Consider the following 20,883-nt stretch of genomic DNA (forward strand, 5'->3'; position numbering starts at 1 on the left):
CGTATCGTGACCGCGTGGAGGCCACCGGACTGGGAGTGCGGTGCGAGGGCGTCGTACACCTCTACCGCACCTTCGGCGGCCACGACGTGGTCGCGCTCCGGGGCGTCGACCTGGTGATCGCCCCAGGCGAGCGGGTGGCCTTCCTCGGCCCGAGCGGCTCCGGCAAGTCGACGCTGCTGACCCTCCTCGGCGGCATCCAGAAGCCCAGCGCGGGCCGCATCTTCCTCGGCGACGCCGAGATCTCCCGGATGGGGGAGCGCCAGCTCTCGCGGATCCGCTCCCGCCAGGTCTCCACCATGCTGCAGGGCGCGACCCGCAACCTGCTCCCCTACGCGACCGCCCGGCAGAACATCGCCTTCGCCCGCCTCTCCCTCACGGCGGAGGAGAAGCGCGAGGCCCTCGTCGACCGCGAGCTGCTGCGCCGGGTCGGACTGGAGGAGCAGGTCGACCAGGTCGTCTCGACCATGTCAGGCGGACAGCGCCAGCGACTCGCCCTGGCCTGCGCGGTCGCCACGGCGCCGCGGCTGCTGCTAGCCGACGAGCCCACCAGCCAGCTCGGCCACGAGGACCGCGACCACGTCCTCCACCTGATCCACTCCCTCGGCGACGACTTCGGGACCACGATCGTCGTCGTCACCCACCAGCCGGAGGTGGCCGAGACCTTCCCGCGCTCGGTCAAGATGCTGGGCGGCCGGGTGGGCGCGGAGGGCCGCGAGGGCTCGGAGTACGCCGTGGTCGGCGAGGACGGCGTCCTGCACCTCCCCGGCCACGTCGCGGCCGACTGGCCGGCGGGCACGCTGGTGCGGTTCGAGGACGACGGCGACGGTCGGCTCGTCCTCACCCGGGCCACGCACGAGAGGGTCACGCAGGAGGGCGCACAGCCGTGACCAGCCCCTGGGGCGTGCCGCCAGTGACCGACGCCGACTACCAGCGCCGCACCCAGGAGCGGGAGCGAACGAGCGACCCCGGCCCCCGCCGGTCGAGCGAAGTCGAGACCCGCCGCGCGGACGCCGCCGGCCTCGAGGTCCGCAGCGTCACCTTCTGGGTCGGCCGCGCCCTGCTGGACGACGTCAGCGTCACCTTCCCTGCCGGCAAGGTGACGGCCCTCTCCGGCCCGAGCGGCTCGGGCAAGACCACGCTGCTCTCCGTCGCCGGCGGGCTGCTCGAGCCCACGTCGGGCACCGCGACGTACGCCGGCCGGCCGACGTGGACCGGCAGCGGTGATCCGCGTCCAGAGGTGGCGTTCGTGCTGCAGGTCTACGGCCTGGTGCCGATCCTCTCCGCGGGCGAGAACGTGTCGATCGCCCTGCGCGCCCGCGGCGTCGCGCCGGCCGAGGCGGACGACCGTGCCGCCGCGGCCCTCGCCCGCTTCGGCGTCGCCGACCTCACCGACCGGCAGGTCGAGGAGCTCTCCGGCGGCCAGCTGCAGCGCGTCGCCTGTGCCCGCGGCTTCGTGGTGGGGGCCGAGGTGCTGCTGGCCGACGAGCCGACCTCGGAGCTCGACGAGACCAACCGCGCCCTCGTGCTCGCGGAGCTCCACGCGGAGGCCGAGCGGGGATCGGTGGTCGTGGTCGCCACCCACGACCCCGCCGTCGTCGAGGCCTGCGACCTCCACCACGCGCTGGACGAAGGCCGGCTGCGATGACCCGCGTCCTGCGCGGTGCCTGGAGCCGCCGGGGCGCGCTGGGCACGCTGGTCGCGATGACCGCCGTGGTCGTCGGCGGCACGGTGGTGGTGCTCGGCTTCGCCCGAGCAGCCGGCACGTCGGCCCTGCTCACCGCGCCGTTGCTCCTCCTCGGCGCCGTCGCCGTGCCCAGCATCGGCCGCGAGCTGGCCACCGCGCGCCGCGAGGAGATCGGCCTGGCCCGGCTGCGCGGCGTGCACGGGGGACGGCTGTGGCGCTTCCTGCTCGCGGAGCCCCTGCTCGCCGTGGTGCTCGGCACCCTGGCAGGCGCCGGCGTGGGGTGGCTCGCCGGCCGGCTCGTGACGACCGCCTGGCTCGGCGAGGCGGCGCCGATGCTGTGCGGGTCGACGCTGGGCGTGGCGCTGGGCATCGCCGCGGGCGCCCTCGCGCTCGTGATGGTCGGGTCCGCGCTCGCGCTCCGCGAGCCGTTGGCCCTGCAGGTGGCCCCGGCCCGTCGCCCCCGTGCCGCCACGACGGCCGCGCTGTTCCTCGGCGTGCTCGTCATCGTCGGCGCCGGCGTCGCGGCGTACCGCGCCCGCGCCGCCACCACCGCCGAGCCCGACGCGGTGGTGCTCCTGGGCCCGGCGCTGGTCGGCCTGGCCCTCGGCCAGGTCGCCGTCTGGCTGCTTCGGGTGCTCGCGAGGGTGGCCACCGGGCCGACGGCCGCGCGCGGCCTCGCGCCGATGCTCGTGGCCCGCCGGCTCGCCCGCACCGACGACCTCGCCACGCCCGTGCGGCTCGTGGTGGCGGCCGCCGTCGTGGGTGCCCTCGCCCTCACCGGCGCCGTCGCCGTCGGGCGCTGGGCCGACGACCAGGCCCGGCTGGACGCCGGCGCCCCACTCGCCTTCCGCGTCGACGGCGGCGCCGCACAGGCGCTGGCGCTCACGCACCGGCTCGACCCGGAGGGGCGGTGGCTGATGGCCGCGGCGACCGTGCCGAGCGAGGGCCGCCCCGGCGAGCGGCGCGCGTTCGTGGACGCCGCGCGGTACGACGCGGTGGTCGGCGACTTCCTCGACGGCACTCCGGCGGCGGGGGTGGGCCCGGCGGTCGCCGCGCTGGCCACGGAGACGCCGCCCCTGGTCACCGAGGCCGGCGCGCGGGTGATCGAGCTCCACGTGGAGCTGCAGACCCTCTCCGACCTCGCGGCCCCCGGGCGCCTGGTGCTCCACCTGACCTACGTCGCAGGCGGCGACTACACCACCACCGTCAGCCTCCCCGTCCGGGTGGCAGCCGGCGACGGCGTGGTCCGGGCCCGGACCGAGGCGGCCGACTGTGAGGCCGCGTGCTCGGTGACCAGCCTCGCGGTCGAGCGGGGGCCCGGCGACGCGGACCTGCGGGTGCTGCTGCGCAGGGCGGAGCTCGGCGGCCTCGACCTCGCCCGGCAGGCGTGGGTGCCGGGCCCCGACGCCGAGCCCGTCGACGACCTCGACGGCGGCCGGCTCCTCGTCAACCGCCCCGACGGCATGGAGATCGCGCCGGAGCCCGATGCGATCACCACGGTCGTGCCCGAGGCGTCGACCCGGCCGCTCGCGGCGCTCGTGGCCGCCGGCACGGACCCACGAGGGGTGGTCCGCACGCCGGGAGGCGACGAGCGGCCGCTGGCCCGCGTGGCCACGGCCGGCACGCTGCCCCTGGTCGGCTCCGTCGGCACGCTCGCCGACCTCCCGAGCGCCCTCGCCGGGTCTGGCCCCACCGTCTCCACCGGGCAGGTCGCGGTGCTCGCGGCCGCAGGCACGCCCGACGCCCTGGTGGCCGAGCTCACCACCGCCGTGGGCACGCGCCCGCGCACCCCGGCCGACGCCCACCGCGACGTGTGGGCGGCGTCCGGCGCCGACCAGGCCCGTGCCCAGGCGCTGATGGCCGTGGCCGCCGCGCTCGTCGCGCTGCTGGCGCTGGCCGCGGAGGTGGCCCGCCAGCTCCGCGGCTACCGCCACGACGTCGCTGCACTCCGGGTGCTCGGCATCGGGCTCGGCACCGCCCGACGCGCCGGCCGCGCCGAGCTCGCCCTCGTGGCCGGCCTGGTCGTCGTGGCCGTGGTCGCCGGAGGCTGGCTGGCCGCCCGGCTGCTGCTCGCGGGCCTGCCCCTGCTCTCACCGCCCATCGCCTCGACTCCCCTGGACACCTCCCCGGCGGTCGTCTGGCTGCTCGTGCCCGCCGCCCTCGCGGCGGCGGCGGTGCTGCTGGTGGGCGGCCGGGCCCGGGCCGTGCGCGCCTCGGAGACCCGGCCGGCCATCCTCCGGAACGAGGAGGGCTGATGCGACAGCTCCTCGGCGCCGTCCTGCGTGGGCTCAGGGCCCGCGCGCTCCTGACCGCCGGCTCGCTGCTGCTGACCGCGCTCGCCGTGGCCAGCGCGGTGCTCGGGCCCGCCTTCTCCGAGGCGGTCACCGACTCCTTCGTCGTGACCCGGCTCCGGGAGGCGCCCGCGGCCCAGACCGGGCTGGTGCGCCGCCTCCTGCCAGACCCGGGGGTCGCGCCCGGTGATGCGGTGGCGCACGCGACCGACGCCGCCTCCGCGCGCGACATCGGCCCCTGGCAGGCGCCGCAGGCCATCACCGAGTCGCAGTCCTACAGCGCCCTCGGCGGCGAGGCGCTCTTCTGGGGAGTGCCCGGTGCCTGCAAGCGGCTGGAGGTCGTCGGCCGATGCCCCCGCGCACCGGGCGAGGTGCTGATGTTCGGCGTCGACGCCGACCGCGCCGGCGCCGAGGTCGGTGACCGCGTGCGGCTGCTCGCCCCCGAGCCGCCCGCCATCGCAGGGCAGCTGCCCCGGCCGCCGATCGACACGGTCAGGCTGGTCGGCACCTACGCCACGCCGGCCGACGACCGCCACTGGTTCCAGCCCGGCACGCTGAGCAGCGGCCCCGAGCGCCCCGGCCCGCCCTTCGTGCCCTACCGGCCCGCGCCGCTGGTCACCGGGGTCTCCACGTTCGAGGCGTTCCCGCCCGGCGACTGGTGGGTGCGCATCGAGACCCGGCTGGACGTGCCCGCCGACCTGGGCGCCGACGACCTGCAGGCGGCCCGCGCCGCGGCCGCCACCCTGGCCGACCTGGACGAAGCGGTCGACGGCGGCACACTAACGGGTGTGGCCGAGGGCGACCTCAACGACCTGACGGCCATCGAGGAGGAGGTCCGGGCCCAGGAGGGCACCGCCCGCCGGACCATCGCCCCCGCCCTGCTGTCCCTCGTGCTGGTCGCGTTCGCCCTGCTCCTGCGTCTGCTCATGGCAGCCAGCGAGCTGCGCGTCCCCGAGCTCGCCCTGGCGTCGCTGCGGGGAGTCGGCACCCGACGTCTCTGGGCCCTCGGCCTCGCCGAGCCACTCGTCGTACTCACCCTGGCCGCACCCTTCGGCGTCGCCCTCGGACTGGTGGCGCGGGCTGTCCTGACCCGCGCCTGGCTGGTGCCGGGGCTGCCGCTCGCGGTGCCGGCGGTGAGCTGGGTGGCGGTCGCGCTGGTCCTGGCGGGCGCGGTGGCCGTCGCCTGCGTCGCGGTGGGCCTCGTGGTGCGCAGGTCGCTGTCGGCGCAGCTGTCGGGCGTACGCCGCCCGCACCGGTCGCACCGCTGGGCTCTCGTCGCCCAGCTGGTCCTGGTGGCGCTGGCGCTCACCGTGCTGGCCAGCCGGATCGCCGGCGGCCGGCAGGCGGAGCCCGACGCGACCGACCTGGTGCTGCCGGTGCTGCTCGCGGTGGTCGCCGGCCTGGGGGCGACGCGCGTCGCCGCCTGGCTGGCCGCCTGGTGGACCCGCCGCTCGCGCGGTCGCTCGCTGTCGGGCTTCGTGTCCTCGCGGGCGGTCTCCCGCCGGCAGGAGGGCACCCTGGTGATCCTCCCGATCACGGCGGCGGTCGCGGTAGCCGTGTTCTCCGCAGGGGTGCACGACTCCGCCGCGACCTGGCGCGCCAGCGTCGCGGCCACGGTGTCGCCGGCGCACACCACCTGGCACTCGCCGCTGGGGCTGACCGGGACGGTCGCCATGACTCGCCAGCTCGACCCGGAGGGGGAGTGGCTGATGACGGCCGCGTCGGCCGCCCTGCCGGGGGCGGGCTTGGCCGTCGTGGACAGGGACCGCCTGGCGAGCGTGGCGGCGTGGCCGCCGACCTGGAGCCCCGGCCGGTCGGTCGAGGACGTGGTGGACGCGCTCGGGGCCGACGGCCACGTGCCGTCCGTGGCCGGCCGCAGGGTCTCGGTCACCCTCGACAACCAGGTCGCCACGTCGACCGGGCTGACCCTCGAGCTGCGCCTGGGCCAGCAGGGCAGCCGCCTGCGCCGGCTCTACCTCGGGCCCTTCGAGTCCGGCACGTCCACCCTGTCGGCCCGGCTCCGCGACTGCGACGACGGCTGCCCGCTCGAGGGGATGACGCTCGGCGGCAGCGCGGGCACGGCGGCCGTGATGGCCGGCCGGGCGCGGATCCTCGCCCTCGAGGTCGACGGCCGCCGCATCCCGTTCGAGGGTGCTGGCTGGTCGTCGTCGTCCACCGACAGCTCTCGCTCGGCGATCGCCGACATGCAGGTCGGGGAGTCCCTCGACCTCACCTTCGACACCGGCGGCCAGCCCGCCATGGCCCGGCTGACCTCCGGCGGGTTCACCGCGAAGCGTCCCGCCCTGCGCGGGCTGGACGTGGTCGACGACGCACTGCTGCAGTTCGACGGCTCCGCCTACCCTGCCCTCGACGTCCGCGGCCGGCTCGACGGGATGCCGTTCGCCGGTCCGGCGGGCCTGCTGGTCGACCACACGGCGCTGCTGACCGACCGGCCCGTCTATGAGTCGGTGCTGGACACGCGGGTGCTGATGCGCGAGGGCGCGCCCGCTGCGATGCGGGAGGCCCTCGCGGACGCCGGGCTCACCGTGGAGACCACCCTCGCGGCCGAGCGCCGGCTGCTCGACCAGAGCGCCTACGCGCTGGCCCTGCGCCTCTACGGCCTGGTCGCGGTGCTCGTGCTCCTGATGGCGCTCGCCGGCCTGGCCGTCAGCACCGCCGTTCAGCTGCCCGCCCGCCGCCGTGACGCTGCGGCGCTGCGAGTCGTCGGCGTGCCCCGGCGCGCGGTGATGGCGGCGGTGGCGCGCGAGTTCGCCAGCGTGCTCGGGGCGGCGGCGGCGGCAGGGATCGCCGCCGGGGCGCTGGCCCAGTGGGTGGTGCTGCGCTCGCTCACCCTGGGCCACGTCGAGGCGCTCTCGTCACCACGGGTGGTGGCGGCGATCTCGCCGTCCCGGCTGATGGCGCTCGGGGTGATCGCCGTCGTAGCGCTCGGCCTCGCGGCGTACGTCAGCGCCCTGCTCGCCGTGCGCGGCGCCCGGGGAGCGACGCTGCGGGAGAACGCCCGCTGAGGCGCCTCAGGCCCCGTCGAAGCGGAAGCCGACGCCGCGGACGGTGCGGATCCATGAGGTCGTCGAGTGCAGGCGCAGCTTGCGGCGGAGGTTGGCCACGTGCACGTCGACGACGTGGCTGTCGCCGGTGAACTCGGTGTCCCACACCTCGCGGAGCAGCTCACCGCGCGGCACGACGGTGCCCGAGCGGGTGGCCAGGTGGCAGAGCAGGTCGTACTCGGTGCGGGTCAGGTCGACCACGTCGCCGTCGATGGTGACGAGGTGGGCGTTCCGGTCGACGAGGAGGCCGGCGCCGCCGTCGATCACGGCGGGGCTGGCGGGCGAGGCCGCCCGGGTCTGGTCGGGGGCCCCGCGGGGGCGGCGGAAGAGGGCCGCGACGCGGGCCGTCAGCTCGCGGGGGGAGAACGGCTTGGCGATGTAGTCGTCGGCACCGACTTCGAGGCCGATCAGGACGTCGATCTCCTGGGCGCGGGCGGTGAGCATCACGACGTAGCAGTCGCTGGTGTCACGGATCCGCCGGCACACCTCGACGCCGTCCATGCCGGGCAGGGAGAGGTCCAGGGTGACCAGGTCGGGGTTGGTCTCGGCGATGACGGCAAGGGCTTGGGAGCCGTCGGCGACGCGCGTGACGGCGAAGCCGGCGCGGCCCAGCACCTCCGAGACGAGCTCCGCGATCGACGGGTCGTCCTCGACGACCACCGCACGTCGTTCTGCCATCAGCTTCCCCCTGTGTCCTCGTGATCAAACAACGTCCCGAGAACAGCCGCAACACCCAGGCTGAACGCTGATGCCCATCTGCACGACTAACGGTCGATGTCTGCCGGCGTCACGCTCCGTGTCCCCCCGCCGCAAGAAATCCTCGTGACAGTGTCGTAACCACCGCACGCCGTTCGTGGAGAAGATGGTAGGGCCGGAGATGCTGGCCCACCGACACATTGGAGGAATTCATGACGCAGTACCTGCTCTCGGTCCACCAGGCCGAAGGTGACGACATGCCGACCTCGATGGAGGAGCTACAGCCGATCTTCGACGCGGTGGACGCGTTCAACCAGAAGGTGCGGGACGCGGGCGCCTGGGTGTTCGGCGGCGGCCTGCAGGGCATCGAGTCCGCCACCACGGTCGACGGGACCGGCGACGGTGCCCCGGTCGTGACCGACGGTCCCTTCGCCGAGTCCAAGGAGTACCTCGGTGGCTTCTGGATCATCGAGGCCCCCGACCTCGACGCCGCCCTGAAGTGGGCCGCCGAGGGCTCCGCGGCCTGCCGGGGCAAGGTCGAGGTCCGCCCGTTCCAGGAGGAGCCGTCCTGAGCGACCACGACGGACTCCAGGCCGAGCTCACCCGGATCCACCGGGAGGAGTACGGCCGCGTGGTGGCCTCGCTGGCGCGGCGCTTCGGCGACCTCGACCTCGCCGAGGACGCCGCCGGCGAGGCCTTCGTCGCCGCGCTCGAGCGGTGGCCCCAGGACGGCATACCGCCCAACCCTGGTGGCTGGCTGACCACGACGGCGACGCGCAAGGCGCTCGACCGGATCCGTCGCGAGTCGCACCGGGACGCCAAGCACAAGGCGGCCGCGATGCTCCACGACCCCACACCCCCCGAGCCCACCGGCGCGGTGGAGGACGACCGGCTCCGGCTGGTCTTCACCTGCTGCCACCCGGCTCTCGCGCCCGAGGCGCGGGTGGCACTCACCCTCAAGCTCGTCGGCGGCCTCACCGTCGGCGAGATCGCCTCGGCCTTCCTCGTCCAGGAGACGACCATGGGGCAGCGGATCACCCGGGCCAAGCGGAAGATCGCCGACGCCCGCATCCCCTACCGGGTCCCCGAGCGCGAGGACCTGCCCGCCCGTCTCTCCGCGGTCCTTGCGGTCGTCTACCTCGTCTTCAACGAGGGCTATCTCGCCTCCGCCGGCGAGGCGCCGATCCGCGGCGAGCTCTGCGCCGAGGCCATCCGCCTGGGCCGGCTGCTGCGCCAGCTGCTGCCCGAGGAGCCGGAGGTCGCCGGGCTGCTGGCGCTGATGCTGCTCACCGACGCCCGGCGCGACACCCGCGTCGCGGGAGGCGAGCTGGTGACCCTGCCCGACCAGGACCGCGGCCGCTGGGACCGCGAGCTGATCGCCGAGGGCCACGCCCTCGTCCGGGAGTGCCTGGCCCGCAACCGGCCCGGCCACTACCAGCTGCTCGCCGCCATCAACGCCGTGCACACCGACGCCCCCGAGGCCGCCGCCACCGACTGGTCCCAGATCGCCCAGCTCTACGACCAGCTGTACGCCGTGTCCCCGACGCCGGTCGTCGCGCTCAACCGGGCGGTCGCGGTCGCCGAGCTCGACGGGCCCGAGGTCGCCCTCGCGCTCGTCGACCGCCTCGACCTCTCGTCGTACCACGCCTGGCACGCCACGCGGGCCGACCTGCTGCGCCGGCTGGGTCGCAGCGAGGAGGCCAAGGCGGCCTACGACGCGGCGATCGCGGCGACCGACAACCCGGCCGAGCGCGCCTGGCTCTCCCGCCGCCGCTCCCAGCTGGGCTAGCCCGGCTGGACTACCCCGGCGATCGGGCAGAGGTCAGAGACGGATCGCCCGGTTGACCCAGCTGGAGGTGACGACCATCCCGACCTTCTCGTAGAGCGGCAACGCACCGGTGCGGGAGTCGGTGGCCAGCTCCGAGACGGTGGCACCGTGCTCGCGGGCGAGGGCGAACGCGTCGACGAGCAGGGCCTGCGCGAGGCCGCGGCCGCGCTGGTCCTTCCGTACGCCGAGGCGCGCGATGTAGGCGGTCGGCAGCGCGAGCTGCACGATCGCCGCGCCGACGACGACACCGCCGGCGTCCTTGACGACGCGGATGTTCCACGGCTCGAAGCCCGGGCGACCCATCACCTGGGCGGCGAAGTCCTCCCACGGCTCGCGGTCGCGCTCGGACCACTCCAGGAAGGCGTCCTCGAGGACCTCGTGCGCCGCCGGCCGGTCGGCCTCGCCCGCTTCGCCGACGGTGTAGCCCGAGGGCAGCTCGCGCGGCTGGATCTCGAAGCCGTCGGGCAGCTGCAGCACCCAGCTGTTCCAGCGCACCTCGAAGCCCAGCGCCTCCAGCAGCCGGTCGCCCGCGGAGCCCACAGGCACCGGCATCCCGACGATGCTCGAGCCGTGGCGGCGTCCGCAGTCCTGCAGCCAGGCGGCGAGCCAGGTGCCGATGCCACGCCCGCGGTAAGCGGGCAGCACGGCGGTGTCCGCGCGGTCGGCGCCCGCCAGCTCGGCGTACGCCACCATCAGCTCGCCGTCGAAGACGGCGACGCTGCGGGCGGACTGGTCGTGGCTGGGCTTGGCCCAGTCGCAGATCAGGTCGGCTTCCTCGATGAAGGCCTCGCCGATGTCCTCGACCTCCTGGGCCGCCATCAGCTCGTAGACGGCCCGCGAGTCCGCGCGGGTGAGCGGGCGGGTGGTGAGGCCCTCGGGGAGCGGGACGCCGAGATCGGGACGGCTCTGCATGGTCACCCGAGGATGGTGCGCCCTGGACGCCCGTCCTGTCCTCGAATTTTCGATCGGTGACGCACGTCGCCGCGTCCGCGAATCCACGCACGGGCGGGCGGAGCACTACCGTGGACGCGTGCAAGACGACTCCGCGCCCGACCTGACCGCCATGACCTTCGACGGGCTGGGGCTCACGCCCGAGGTGCTCAAGGTGCTCTCGGACGTCGGCTACGAGACCCCGTCCGCCATCCAGGCACAGACGATCCCGCCACTCCTCGAGGGCCGGCACGTCGTCGGCCTCGCCCAGACCGGCACCGGCAAGACCGCGGCGTTCGCGCTGCCGATCCTGTCTCAGCTCGACACCTCCCAAAAGACGCCGCAGGCGCTCGTGCTCGCGCCCACCCGCGAGCTCGCCCTCCAGGTCTCCGAGGCCTTCGAGCGGTACGCCGCGCGGATGCGTGGCGTGCACGTGCTCCCGATCTACGGCGGCCAGGGCTACGGCGTGCAACTGTCGGCGCTGCGCCGCGGCGTACACGTCGTCGTCGGCACGCCCGGCCGGATCATGGACCACCTGGAGAAGGGCACGCTCGACCTGAGCGAGCTGCGCTTCCTGGTGCTCGACGAGGCCGACGAGATGCTCAACATGGGGTTCGCCGAGGACGTCGAGACCATCCTCGCCGACACCCCCGACACCAAGCAGGTCGCGCTGTTCTCGGCGACCATGCCCAGGCAGATCCGGCGGCTGGCGGAGAAATACCTCACCGACCCGGTCGAGATCATCGTCAAGGGCAAGACCCAGACGTCGGCCAACATCACGCAGCGCTACCTGATCGTGTCCTACCCGCAGAAGGTGGACGCGCTCACCCGCATCCTCGAGGTCGAGAACTTCGAGGCGATGATCGTCTTCGTCCGCACCAAGAACGAGACCGAGACGCTGGCCGAGAAGCTGCGCGCCCGCGGCTACTCCGCGATGGCGATCAACGGCGACGTGCCCCAGGCCGTGCGCGAGCGCACCGTCAACCAGCTCAAGGCGGGGAAGCTCGACATCCTGGTCGCCACCGACGTGGCCGCCCGCGGTCTCGACGTCGAGCGGATCAGCCATGTCGTCAACTACGACATCCCCACCGACACCGAGTCCTACGTGCACCGCATCGGCCGCACCGGCCGGGCCGGCCGCAAGGGTGACTCCATCGCCTTCGTCACTCCGCGCGAGCGCCACCTGCTGCGCGCCATCGAGAAGGCGAACCGTCAGCCGCTGACCCAGATGCAGATGCCCACCGTCGAGGACGTCAACGTCACCCGGCTCTCGCGCTTCGACGACGCGATCACGGCGGCGCTCGCCTCGGGCGAGAAGGTCGAGATGTTCCGCGACATCGTCGCCCACTACGTCGCCGAGCACGACGTGCCCGAGCTCGACGTCGCCGCGGCGCTTGCCGTGGTGGCGCAGCGCGACGAGCCGCTGCTCCTCGACGCCTCTGCCGACCGGCCGGCCGCGCGCGACTTCGACGACCGCGCCGCCGGCAAGCAGCGCCCCGAGCGCAAGCAGCGCGGGCGCAGCGACGTCCCGATGGCGACCTACCGCATCGCCGTCGGCAAGCGCCACAAGGTCGAGCCGCGCCAGATCGTCGGGGCGCTCGCCAACGAGGGCGGCCTGGGCCGCGCCGACTTCGGCCACATCGACATCAAGCCCGACTTCTCGCTCGTCGAGCTGCCGGCCCAGCTGCCGACGGGCACCCTGGACCGCCTCGCCGGCACCCGGATCTCCGGCAAGCTGATCGAGATCCGCCCTGACGCCGGGCCGCCGCGCCGGAGCAGCTACGCCGGCGCGAAGAAGCCGCGCGAGCGCTCCTGACCGCTGTCAGCGCAACGTAGAAGCCCCGCCAGCACAGGTGCTGGCGGGGCTCCTGCTACCCGGCGGGAAGGGTGAACGTGGGCTCAGGCGTTGCGGATCGCCGAGATGTCGAACTCGAGCTTGATCTTCTCGGAGACGAGCACGCCGCCGGTCTCGAGCGCGGCGTTCCAGCTCAGGCCCCAGTCCTTGCGGTTGACGGCGGTCTCGCCCTCGAAGCCGACGCGGGTGTTGCCGAACGGGTCCTTGGCGGAGCCGGTCTGCTCGAAGACGACGGTGACGGGCTTGGTCACGTCCTTGATCGTGAGGTCGCCGGTGATCGTCCACTCGTCACCGTCCCGGGCGACGTCGGTGGAGACGAAGCGCATCGTCGGGTAGGTCTCGGCGTCGAAGAAGTCGCCGGACTTGAGGTGGCCGTCGCGGTCGGCGTTGCGGGTGTCGACGGACGCGACCTGGATGGTCAGGTCGACCTTCGACGCCGACGGGTTGGCCGCGTCGATCTGGGCGGTGCCCTCGAAGTCGGCGAACTGGCCGCGCACCTTGGTCACCATCGCGTGGCGGGCGACGAACCCGATGCGGCTGTGGGCCACGTCGAGGGTGTAGTCGCCGGAGATGTCGTCGAGGACGGTGGTGGGCGTGTCGAACTGCTGGTCGGTGGTCATGGGACTCCTCATGGTGGGTACGGGGTCGTTCAGGATTCAACCACTTGAACGTGGCGGCTTCCAGATCCATTCCCACCCAGCGAGAAATGCGGACGAGCCGCACCCCGGTGGGATGCGGCTCGTCCGAGGAAGACTTCCCCGTGGGGCTCTCTGGCCTCGTCAGGCGGCGTGGGGCTGTCGCGCCGCGCACGGCGTGGCCCAGCGTGCCTCCATGTGGGTGCGCCCGGACTCATCCGTGACGGAAACCCAGGTGCAGACGAGCTCGTTGGTCTTCTGGTCCCTCATGTGACACCTCCTGTTCACCTTCCGTTCACCCAAGGTAACACGTCCCCACGACGGCGCCACCGGATCGCCCAAATCAACGCCGATGCTCCACTCGCGGGGTCGCTCGCGGCTTGGCATCGGGGGCTCGCTCCACCTGTGAGACGGAGCGTGGCTCGGATCGCTGTCACACCAGCACCGAAAGCCTCGCAAGGTCACACCAGCCACAGAGACGAACGAGCTCCTTGCTGCATGGGGTCAGCAAGGAGCTCGTTGCCGAAATCGTGACAGGTGGGTGCAGCGGTGTCCGCAGATCGCGACAACTCGTCGGCAAAGAGTCTGGGACGCCTGTCACTATGGCTGCATGGGCGACTTCCGCGACCAGCTCTTCATCGACGGCGAGTGGCGAGAGGCGGCCGACGGCCGGCGCTTCGCGGTCGAGGACCCCGCAGACGGTACGACGCTCGCCGAGGTCGCCGACGCCGGCGAGACCGACGCGCACGACGCCCTGGAGGCGGCCGTCGCGGCGCAGGCCGGGTGGGCCGCGACCGCGCCGCGCGAGCGCGGCGAGCTGCTCCGCGCGGCGTACGCGGCCGTCGTCGCCCGGGCGGACGAGTTCGCGCGCGTGATCAGCCTGGAGATGGGCAAGCCGCTGGTGGAGGCGAAGGGCGAGGTGACCTACGGCGCCGAGTTCCTCCGGTGGTTCTCCGAGGAGGCGGTCCGCATCGACGGCCGCTGGCTGGTCGCTCCCGACGGGAAGAGCCGGCTGCTCACCGTGAAGAAGCCGGTCGGGCCATGCCTGTTCGTGACGCCGTGGAACTTCCCGATCGCGATGGGCACCCGCAAGATCGGCCCGGCGCTCGCTGCCGGCTGCACGATGGTGGTCAAGCCCGCGTCGCAGACGCCGCTCACCATGCTGCTCCTCGCCGACGTGCTCCACGAGGTCGGTGTGCCGCACGGCGTCGTCAACGTGATCACGTCGAGCGACTCCTCGGGCGTCGTGAAGACGCTGATGGGCGACGACCGGCTCCGGAAGGTGAGCTTCACCGGGTCGACCGAGGTGGGCCGGATCCTGGTGCGCCAGTCCGCCGACAACCTCCAGCGGGTGAGCATGGAGCTGGGTGGCAACGCGCCGTTCGTGGTCTTCGAGGACGCCGACCTCGACGCCGCCGTGGACGGCGCGATGATCGCCAAGATGCGCAACATGGGCGAGGCGTGCACGGCCGCCAACCGGTTCCTGGTGCACGAGAAGGTTGCCCCGCAGTTCTCCGCCCGGTTGGCCGAGCGGATGGCGGCGCTCAGCGTCGGCCGCGGCCAGGACGACGGCGTCGACGTCGGTCCGCTGGTCGACGCGGACGCGGTCGAGTCGGTGGGCCAGCTGGTCACCGACGCCGTCCACGACGGCGCGCGGCTGCTCACCGGGGGCGCTCCGGTCGACGGGCCCGGCCACTTCTACTCCCCGACCGTCCTGGTCGACGTGCCGCCGGAGGCCCAGATCAACAAGGAGGAGATCTTCGGCCCGGTCGCACCGGTCACCACGTTCACCGACGAGGACGAGGCGATCGCCTCGGCCAACTCCACCGACTACGGCCTCGTCGCCTACGTCTGGACCCGCGACCTGGGCCGCACCATCAGGCTCTCCGAGTCGCTGGCCTTCGGCATGGTCGGCGTCAACACCGGCCTGGTCTCCAACCCCGCCGCTCCGTTCGGTGGGGTGAAGGCCAGCGGCTTCGGCCGCGAGGGCGGCTTCGAGGGGATCGAGGAATACCTCGACCTCACCTACGTCTCCCTGCCCGGGGGATAGTCCGCGACGATCGGACACCTCCCGGGCTCGTGAGAGGTCCGAACGTCACGGACTACCCCGAGGAGTGGGCCGAAGCGAGGTCGAGGGCCCGCTCGGCGAGGGGAAGGGCCACCTCGCGGTCGGCGGGCACCAGCCCGACGCGCGTACGCCGGTCCAGCAGGTCGCCGACGTCGTGCGCGCCCTCGTGGGTGACCCCGAAGACGAGCTCGGCGAGCGTGACTGGCACCTGGTCGGACGCCGGCGCCAGGAGGACGTCGTCGGACAGCCCGGTCACGGTGCGGGCGTCGTCGAGCACCAGCGCGGCGTCGGTGCCGAAGCGGCGTACGAGCCGGGCCGGCTGCTCCAGGCGGGCGAGCTCGGTGCGGGGGGCGGCCCCCAGCAGCGGCGTCGACGCCGTGACGCACGGGGAGGACGTGAGGGCGAGCGCGTCGACGGTGTCCTGCGCCATCCGCCGGTAGGTCGTCAGCTTGCCGCCGACGATCGTCGTGACGCCGGTCCTGCTCGTGAGCACCGCGTGCTGGCGGGAGAGGTCGGCCGTGCTGTCGGTGGCCCCGGGCACCTGGAGGAGGGGGCGCAGGCCGGCAAAGGCGCCGACGACGTCGCGGCGGCGCAGGGGCCGGGCGAAGGCAGCGGCCACGACGTCGAGCAGGAAGCCGATCTCGCCCTCTGACGGCGTCGGCACGTCCTCGACCGCGTCGACCTCCTCGTCGGTGAGCCCGACGTAGATCGTGCCGTCGGGCTGCGGGAGCACCATCACGTAGCGGTTGGCCTCTCCCGGGATCGGCGCGGTGACCGTGGCGCGCAGGCCGGGGAGGCTGTCGGCGCGCAGCACCAGGTGGGTGCCGCGGCTCGGCCGCAGGGTGATCTCGTCCACGAGGTCGCCGGCCCAGACGCCCGCGGCGTTGACGACGGCGGCCGCGGTCACGGTCGACATGGCGGAAGTGAGCTGGTCGCGCAGCAGTACGCCGCCGCCGGTGGCCGACAGGACGCTGGCCCTGTTGCGGACGTGGGCGCCGTGCGCGGCGGCCGTGCGGGCCACCGTGGTCACCAGTCGGGCGTCGTCTTCGAGCTGGCCGTCCCAGCCGAGCAGGCCGCCGCGGAGACCGTCGGCGCGCAGGCCGGGTGCGAGCGCCAGCGCCTCCGCAGCGGAGACCTTGCGCGGGGCGGGCAGGGTGCCGCGCGACGTGCGGGCCGTGCGCCGGAGCACGTCACCGGCCGCGAGCCCGGCGCGGGCGAGGCCCGCCTGGAGCGGCGTCACGCTGGACATCAGGGGCACCAGCATCGGCATCGCCCGGGTGAGGTGGGGCGCCGTGACCTCCATCAGGATGCCGCGCTCGACGGCGCTCTCGTGGGCGACGCCGACCTGGCCCCTGGCGAGGTAGCGCAGGCCGCCGTGCACGAGCTTGGACGACCAGCGCGAGGTGCCGAAGGCGAGGTCGTGGGCGTCGACGGCGAGCACCGACAGGCCGCGCGTCACGGCGTCGAGGGCGACGCCGGCGCCGGTGATGCCGAGGCCGATGACGACGACGTCCACGTGGGTCGGGGCGCCGGCCAGGCCGGGTGTGATCCGGGTGCTGGGGAGGCTCATCGGGCGAGGAACCTCCGCACCAGCTCGCGCAGCTCGGCGTCCAGGTCGTCCTCGCTCACGTGGTCGTCGAGCATGGTCTGGGACGAGAGCACGGCGCCGTGGAGGGCGAGCACGAGCGTGCGCGCCATCACGACCGGGTCGCCGTCGCGGAGCACGCCGGCCTCCTGGCCCTTCCGGATCGCGGCGGCGAAGAGGACGAGGATCGCCTCCTGCGACCGGCCGCGCCGCGAGAGCAGGTAGGGGAGCAGGAGCTCGGGGTCGAGCTCGACGATGCGCGTGAAGAGCTCGTTGTCCCGGAGTGCGTGCACCGTGCGCACCACCCGGTCGGCGAGGTCACCACCCTCGTCCCCCGTGGCGCTCGCGGCCACGACCGAACCCCACTCCCGGGTCATCAGGTCGCCCAGCAGGCGCGACATGTCCGGCCAGGCGCGGTAGATGGTCATCCGGGATACGCCCGCCCGGCGGGCGACCTCGGTGAGCGTCGTACGCCGCCAGCCGACGTCGAGGATGCAGGCGCGCGCGGCATCGAGGTAGCCGTCCAGGCGCAGGTCCTCCGGCGTCTTCGGCGGCGCACCGGAGCCGTTGTGACGAAGTGACGCCATATGTCACACTGTAACACATGACCATCGAGATGCACCCCCAGCGCTGGGGCGACCCGGGCGCCGCGACCACCCTCGACGAGAGCGCCCGGGCCCTGGTCGACCTCGCCTTCGGGCTCACCGAGACGCCGGCCGTCAGCGGCGCGACGCCGCCGGTCACCCGCCTCCCCGAGGAGCTGCTGGCCGGCCTGCGCGGGATCGTCGGCGAGGAGCACGTCCTCACCGACGACGACACCCGGGCGCTGCGCACCCGCGGCAAGTCCACCCCCGACCTGCTCAAGGCCCGGGCCGGCGACCTCGCCGACGCCCCCGACGCGGTCGTCCGCCCACGCACCCCCGCCGAGGTCGAGCGGCTGCTCGCCTTCGCGGTCGAGCACCACGTCGCCGTGGTGCCCTTCGGTGGCGGCACCTCGGTGACCGGCGGCCTCGCCGCGCAGCGCGACGGCTACGCCGGGCTGGTCAGCCTCGACCTGGTCCGGATGAAGCGCCTGCTCGCCGTCGACCCGGTCTCGATGACCGCGACCCTCGAGCCAGGGCTGCGCGGCCCCGAGGCCGAGGCACTGCTCGCCGAGCAGGGCCTGACGCTGGGCCACTTCCCGCAGTCCTTCGAGTTCGCCACCATCGGCGGCTTCGCGGCGACCCGCTCCAGCGGCCAGTCGAGCGCGGGCTACGGCCGCTTCGACTCGCTCGTCGTCGGCCTCACCGCGGCGACGCCGACCGGCACGGTCACCCTCGGCACGGCCCCGGCCAACGCCGCCGGCCCCGACCTCCGCCAGCTGCTCCTCGGCTCCGAGGGCGCCTTCGGCGTGATCACCGCGGTGACCGTGCGCGTCCGCAGGACCCCGGCCGTCAAGCGGTACGACGGGTGGCGCTGGCCGTCCTTCGAGGCCGGCGCCGACGCGATGCGGACGCTGGCGCAGGCCGGCCTGCTGCCGACCGTGCTCCGGCTCTCCGACGAGGCCGAGACCGCGATCAACCTCGCCGACCCCGACGGCATCGGCTCCGAGAGCAGCACGGGCTGCCTGATGATCGTCGGCCACGAGGGCACCGCCGAGCTGGTCGAGGCCCGCCGGGCCGCGGTGGCCGGCGTGCTCGAGGGCCTCGGGGGCACCTGCGTCGGGGAGGAGGCGGGACAGAAGTGGGCCCACGGCCGCTTCGCCGCGCCGTACCTCCGCGACGCCCTGCTCGACGTCGGCGTGCTCGTCGAGACCCTGGAGACCGCGACGTTCTGGTCCAACCGCGAGCGGCTCTACGCCGGCGTGAAGCAGGCGCTGGAGTCGTCGCTGGAGGGCGCGATGGTGCTCTGCCACATCTCGCACGTCTACGAGACCGGCTGCTCGCTCTACTTCACGGTGGCGGCCAAGGAGGCCGCCGACCCGCTGGCGCAGTGGCAGGCTGCGAAGGCCGCCGCGAGCGACGCGATGGTCGCCGCCGGCGCCACCATCACCCACCACCACGCGGTCGGCACCGACCACAAGCCGTGGTTCGCCGAGGAGATCGGGCCGGTCGGGGTGCGCGTGCTGCGCGCCGTCAAGGCCGAGCTGGACCCGACCGGTGTGCTCAACCCCGGAGTGCTGATCCCATGAGCGCACGCAGCTTCGCGCTCCTCGTCAACCCCGCCTCCGGAGGTGGCGCCGCGCCCGAGGCCGTCGTGCCGGTCGCCCGCCACCTGCGCGACCGCGGCGCCTCCGTGGAGGTGACCTACTCGCCCGGACCGCAGGCCACCCGGCGGCTGGTGGCCGAGGCGGTGGACCGCGGCGAGGTGGTCGTCTCGATGGGCGGCGACGGGATGCTCTCCTCGCTCGCCGGCGAGGTCGCCCGCGCCGGCGGCACCCTCGGCATCCTGCCGGCCGGCCGCGGCAACGACTTCGCCCGGATGCTCGCGATCCCCGCCGACCCGCAGGCCCAGGCGGAGCTCCTGCTCACCGGGACGGTCAGCCCCGTGGACCTGCTGGCCTACGGCGGCCGGCTCGTCGCCGGCTCCGTCTACGCCGGCGTCGACGCCCGCGCGTCCGAGCTCGTCGACCGCGCCCATTGGCTGCCCGTGCGGCTGCAGTATCCCTACGCCGCCGTCCGCGCGCTCGCGACGTTCTCCCCGGCGCGCTGCCGGGTGAGCGTCGACGACACGACCCGGGACTACGAGGCCGCCACGGTCGTCGTCGCCAACTCGGCCTACTACGGCAAGGGCATGCGCATCGCCCCCGACGCCCGCGTCGACGACGGGCTGCTCGACGTGGTGGTCATCGAGGCAGCCTCCAGGCGCAGGCTGATCCGCTCGCTGCCGCAGGTGTACGACGGCACGCACACCTCGCTGCCGCAGGTGCACGTCCTGCGGGGTGCCCGGGTCGAGCTGTCGGCGACCACGCAGGTGGCCGTCGGAGCGGACGGCGAGCAGCTCGGCGTCCTGCCCGGACCCGACGCGCCGGCCGTCGTGGAGGTGCGTCCGGGGATGCTGCGCGTCATCCGCTGACGGGTCGGCGAGGATGGGGCCATGCACCCAGGCCTCACCCACGAGCCGGCCCGGCTCGGCCGGCGAGCCGTGGCCCGCCTGGTCGAGCTCGCGCTGGCGGCCGTGCTCTATGCCGCCGTCGCGCTCGTGGCCGTCCAGCTCGGCCGGACGGGGTCTGGCCCGCTCGCGCTCGGCGTGGTGGTGGCGGCGGTGCTCGTCCACCTGGTCGCCACGGTGGGCTGCCTCCTCGCCAGGGCGGCGTTGCCCGGCCAGCTGATCCTGGGCCTGGAGCACGTCGACCCCGATGACGGGCAGCGGGCCGGCCGGCGCGCCCTCCTGAAGTACGTCGTGGAGGGCGCGGTCACGGCGATCACCTTCGGCGCGGCGGTCATCGTGGTCGCGTTCACCGTCCGCCCGCCCGACCACCGGAGCTGGTTCGACAAGGTGGCCGGCGTCGCGCTGGTCGACCTCCGCCGTCCGCGTACGGGGATCAGCGGAAGGACCACACCAGGAGCTCGGTGGGCTCCGTCGCCCTGATCGGCAGCTCGGGCTCGTCGGTGAGCCGCGCCGCGTCGCCGGCGCGGAGGGTCTCGACTTCGCTCGACCAGCCGACCCCGCTCGACCCGCCGGGGAGCTCGACGGCTCCCGTCGCCGCGAAGACGTGGACGAGCGGGGCGTCGGGCAGCGCGACCTCGTCCCCCGGCGCCAGCCGTGCGACGTGCAGCGTCGCGGCGGCCGTGCGGATCGGCAGGCCGCCGGCACCTGCCACGGGGACAAGCGCGCCCGCGGGCAGCTCGGTGTCGTCGAGGTAGTACGCCGGGGCGCCGCCCGGCTCGTCGGGCCGGACCCAGACCTGCACGAACCGCGTCGGCCCGGCCGCCATGTCCGCGAGCTCGCTGTGCCGCACTCCCGAGCCCGCCGAGAGCACCTGCACCTGACCCGGGGCGACGACGCGCGTCGTACCGGACGAGTCCGTGTGCACCAGCGCCCCGGAGAGGACCCAGGTGACGATCTCCAGGTCGGTGTGCGGATGGTCGGGGTAGCCGCCGCCGGCCGCCAGCAGGTCGTCGTTGTGGCAGACCATCGGGCCGAAGCCGAGGTTGGCCGGGTCGTAGTGCTCGCCGAACGAGAAGGAGTGCCGGGTGACCCGGTCCCCGGTCTTCGTGGTGAACCTGCCCGATCCGGCATACAGAGCCCGTGCCATGCGCCTATC

18 protein-coding genes are annotated in these 20,883 nt (G+C 74.3%); 11 read left to right on the top strand and 7 right to left on the bottom strand.

The annotated features are described in order from the left end of the window. Positions 1–14 precede the first annotated feature (14 nt). The 4 genes from DDE18_RS00810 to DDE18_RS00825 are packed head-to-tail and all read left to right on the top strand — an operon-like array spanning position 15 to position 7,001. Entirely contained in the window at positions 15–887 is an 873-nt protein-coding gene (locus tag DDE18_RS00810; RefSeq protein ID WP_245916371.1) for an ABC transporter ATP-binding protein, read from the top strand. Next, the gene (locus DDE18_RS00815; RefSeq protein ID WP_211754352.1) at positions 884–1,645 is read left to right on the top strand and encodes an ABC transporter ATP-binding protein; all 762 of its coding nucleotides are present in this window, start codon (positions 884–886) and stop codon (positions 1,643–1,645) included. The genes DDE18_RS00810 and DDE18_RS00815 overlap by 4 nt, the downstream gene beginning before the upstream one ends. After that, a complete protein-coding gene (locus DDE18_RS00820; RefSeq protein ID WP_116570345.1) occupies positions 1,642–3,939 on the top strand; it encodes an FtsX-like permease family protein in 2,298 nt (765 codons plus the stop codon). Before DDE18_RS00815 ends, DDE18_RS00820 begins: the two co-directional genes overlap by 4 nt. Further along, on the top strand, positions 3,939–7,001 hold the full coding sequence (locus DDE18_RS00825; protein ID WP_165820965.1) for an FtsX-like permease family protein: 3,063 nt from the start codon (positions 3,939–3,941) through the stop codon (positions 6,999–7,001). The genes DDE18_RS00820 and DDE18_RS00825 overlap by 1 nt, the downstream gene beginning before the upstream one ends. Before the next feature lie 6 nt (positions 7,002–7,007). Here DDE18_RS00825 and DDE18_RS00830 read toward each other — a convergent pair whose 3' ends face one another. Beyond that, positions 7,008–7,718, bottom strand: coding sequence for a response regulator transcription factor (locus tag DDE18_RS00830; protein WP_116570347.1), 711 nt, complete (start codon positions 7,716–7,718; stop codon positions 7,008–7,010). A gap of 230 nt (positions 7,719–7,948) precedes the next feature. Between DDE18_RS00830 and DDE18_RS00835 the strand changes: the two genes are divergently transcribed. Together DDE18_RS00835 and DDE18_RS00840 are read left to right on the top strand one after the other, a co-directional pair. Further along, complete coding sequence (locus DDE18_RS00835) at positions 7,949–8,308, top strand: YciI family protein (protein WP_116570348.1); 360 nt, start codon at positions 7,949–7,951, stop codon at positions 8,306–8,308. Continuing rightward, positions 8,305–9,525, top strand: coding sequence for an RNA polymerase sigma factor (locus DDE18_RS00840; RefSeq protein ID WP_211754385.1), 1,221 nt, complete (start codon positions 8,305–8,307; stop codon positions 9,523–9,525). The genes DDE18_RS00835 and DDE18_RS00840 overlap by 4 nt, the downstream gene beginning before the upstream one ends. Positions 9,526–9,558: 33 nt before the next feature. Here DDE18_RS00840 and DDE18_RS00845 read toward each other — a convergent pair whose 3' ends face one another. After that, positions 9,559–10,476, bottom strand: coding sequence for a GNAT family N-acetyltransferase (locus DDE18_RS00845; RefSeq protein WP_116570951.1), 918 nt, complete (start codon positions 10,474–10,476; stop codon positions 9,559–9,561). Between the two features lie 118 nt (positions 10,477–10,594). Here DDE18_RS00845 and DDE18_RS00850 point away from each other — a divergent pair, with 118 nt between their 5' ends. Continuing rightward, positions 10,595–12,310 carry a DEAD/DEAH box helicase gene (locus DDE18_RS00850; RefSeq protein ID WP_245916373.1) on the top strand — a complete coding sequence of 572 codons (1,716 nt, stop codon included), beginning with the start codon at positions 10,595–10,597 and terminating at the stop codon, positions 12,308–12,310. Positions 12,311–12,393: 83 nt separating this feature from the next. Here the strand turns inward: DDE18_RS00850 and DDE18_RS00855 are convergent, their stop codons facing one another. Beyond that, complete coding sequence (locus DDE18_RS00855) at positions 12,394–12,969, bottom strand: YceI family protein (protein WP_116570349.1); 576 nt, start codon at positions 12,967–12,969, stop codon at positions 12,394–12,396. A gap of 159 nt (positions 12,970–13,128) precedes the next feature. Further along, a complete protein-coding gene (locus tag DDE18_RS23910) occupies positions 13,129–13,254 on the bottom strand; it encodes a hypothetical protein (protein ID WP_281258310.1) in 126 nt (41 codons plus the stop codon). 340 nt (positions 13,255–13,594) lie between these two features. On the opposite strand from DDE18_RS23910, the gene DDE18_RS00860 reads away from it, so the two are divergent. After that, on the top strand, positions 13,595–15,034 hold the full coding sequence (locus DDE18_RS00860) for an NAD-dependent succinate-semialdehyde dehydrogenase (RefSeq protein WP_116570350.1): 1,440 nt from the start codon (positions 13,595–13,597) through the stop codon (positions 15,032–15,034). Between the two features lie 52 nt (positions 15,035–15,086). Here DDE18_RS00860 and DDE18_RS00865 read toward each other — a convergent pair whose 3' ends face one another. Continuing rightward, positions 15,087–16,622, bottom strand: a complete 1,536-nt coding sequence (locus tag DDE18_RS00865) for a glycerol-3-phosphate dehydrogenase/oxidase (RefSeq protein WP_116570351.1) — start codon at positions 16,620–16,622, stop codon at positions 15,087–15,089. After that, positions 16,619–17,224 (bottom strand): TetR/AcrR family transcriptional regulator, encoded by a 606-nt coding sequence (locus tag DDE18_RS00870; RefSeq protein ID WP_116570352.1) that lies wholly within the window; start codon positions 17,222–17,224, stop codon positions 16,619–16,621. Before DDE18_RS00870 ends, DDE18_RS00865 begins: the two co-directional genes overlap by 4 nt. A gap of 17 nt (positions 17,225–17,241) precedes the next feature. Here DDE18_RS00870 and DDE18_RS00875 point away from each other — a divergent pair, with 17 nt between their 5' ends. The 3 genes from DDE18_RS00875 to DDE18_RS00885 are packed head-to-tail and all read left to right on the top strand — an operon-like array spanning position 17,242 to position 20,207. Then, complete coding sequence (locus DDE18_RS00875) at positions 17,242–18,807, top strand: FAD-binding oxidoreductase (RefSeq protein WP_165820966.1); 1,566 nt, start codon at positions 17,242–17,244, stop codon at positions 18,805–18,807. Continuing rightward, positions 18,804–19,691 carry a diacylglycerol/lipid kinase family protein gene (locus tag DDE18_RS00880; RefSeq protein ID WP_116570353.1) on the top strand — a complete coding sequence of 296 codons (888 nt, stop codon included), beginning with the start codon at positions 18,804–18,806 and terminating at the stop codon, positions 19,689–19,691. Before DDE18_RS00875 ends, DDE18_RS00880 begins: the two co-directional genes overlap by 4 nt. Before the next feature lie 21 nt (positions 19,692–19,712). Further along, entirely contained in the window at positions 19,713–20,207 is a 495-nt protein-coding gene (locus DDE18_RS00885; protein WP_116570354.1) for an RDD family protein, read from the top strand. Here the strand turns inward: DDE18_RS00885 and DDE18_RS00890 are convergent. Beyond that, positions 20,161–20,874, bottom strand: coding sequence for a pirin family protein (locus DDE18_RS00890; RefSeq protein ID WP_116570355.1), 714 nt, complete (start codon positions 20,872–20,874; stop codon positions 20,161–20,163). The two genes, DDE18_RS00885 and DDE18_RS00890, sit on opposite strands and share 47 nt — an antisense overlap. Positions 20,875–20,883: the final 9 nt, after the last annotated feature.

The sequence above is a fragment of the Nocardioides gansuensis genome (assembly GCF_003076135.1).
Classification (GTDB): Bacteria; Actinomycetota; Actinomycetes; order Propionibacteriales; family Nocardioidaceae; genus Nocardioides; species Nocardioides gansuensis.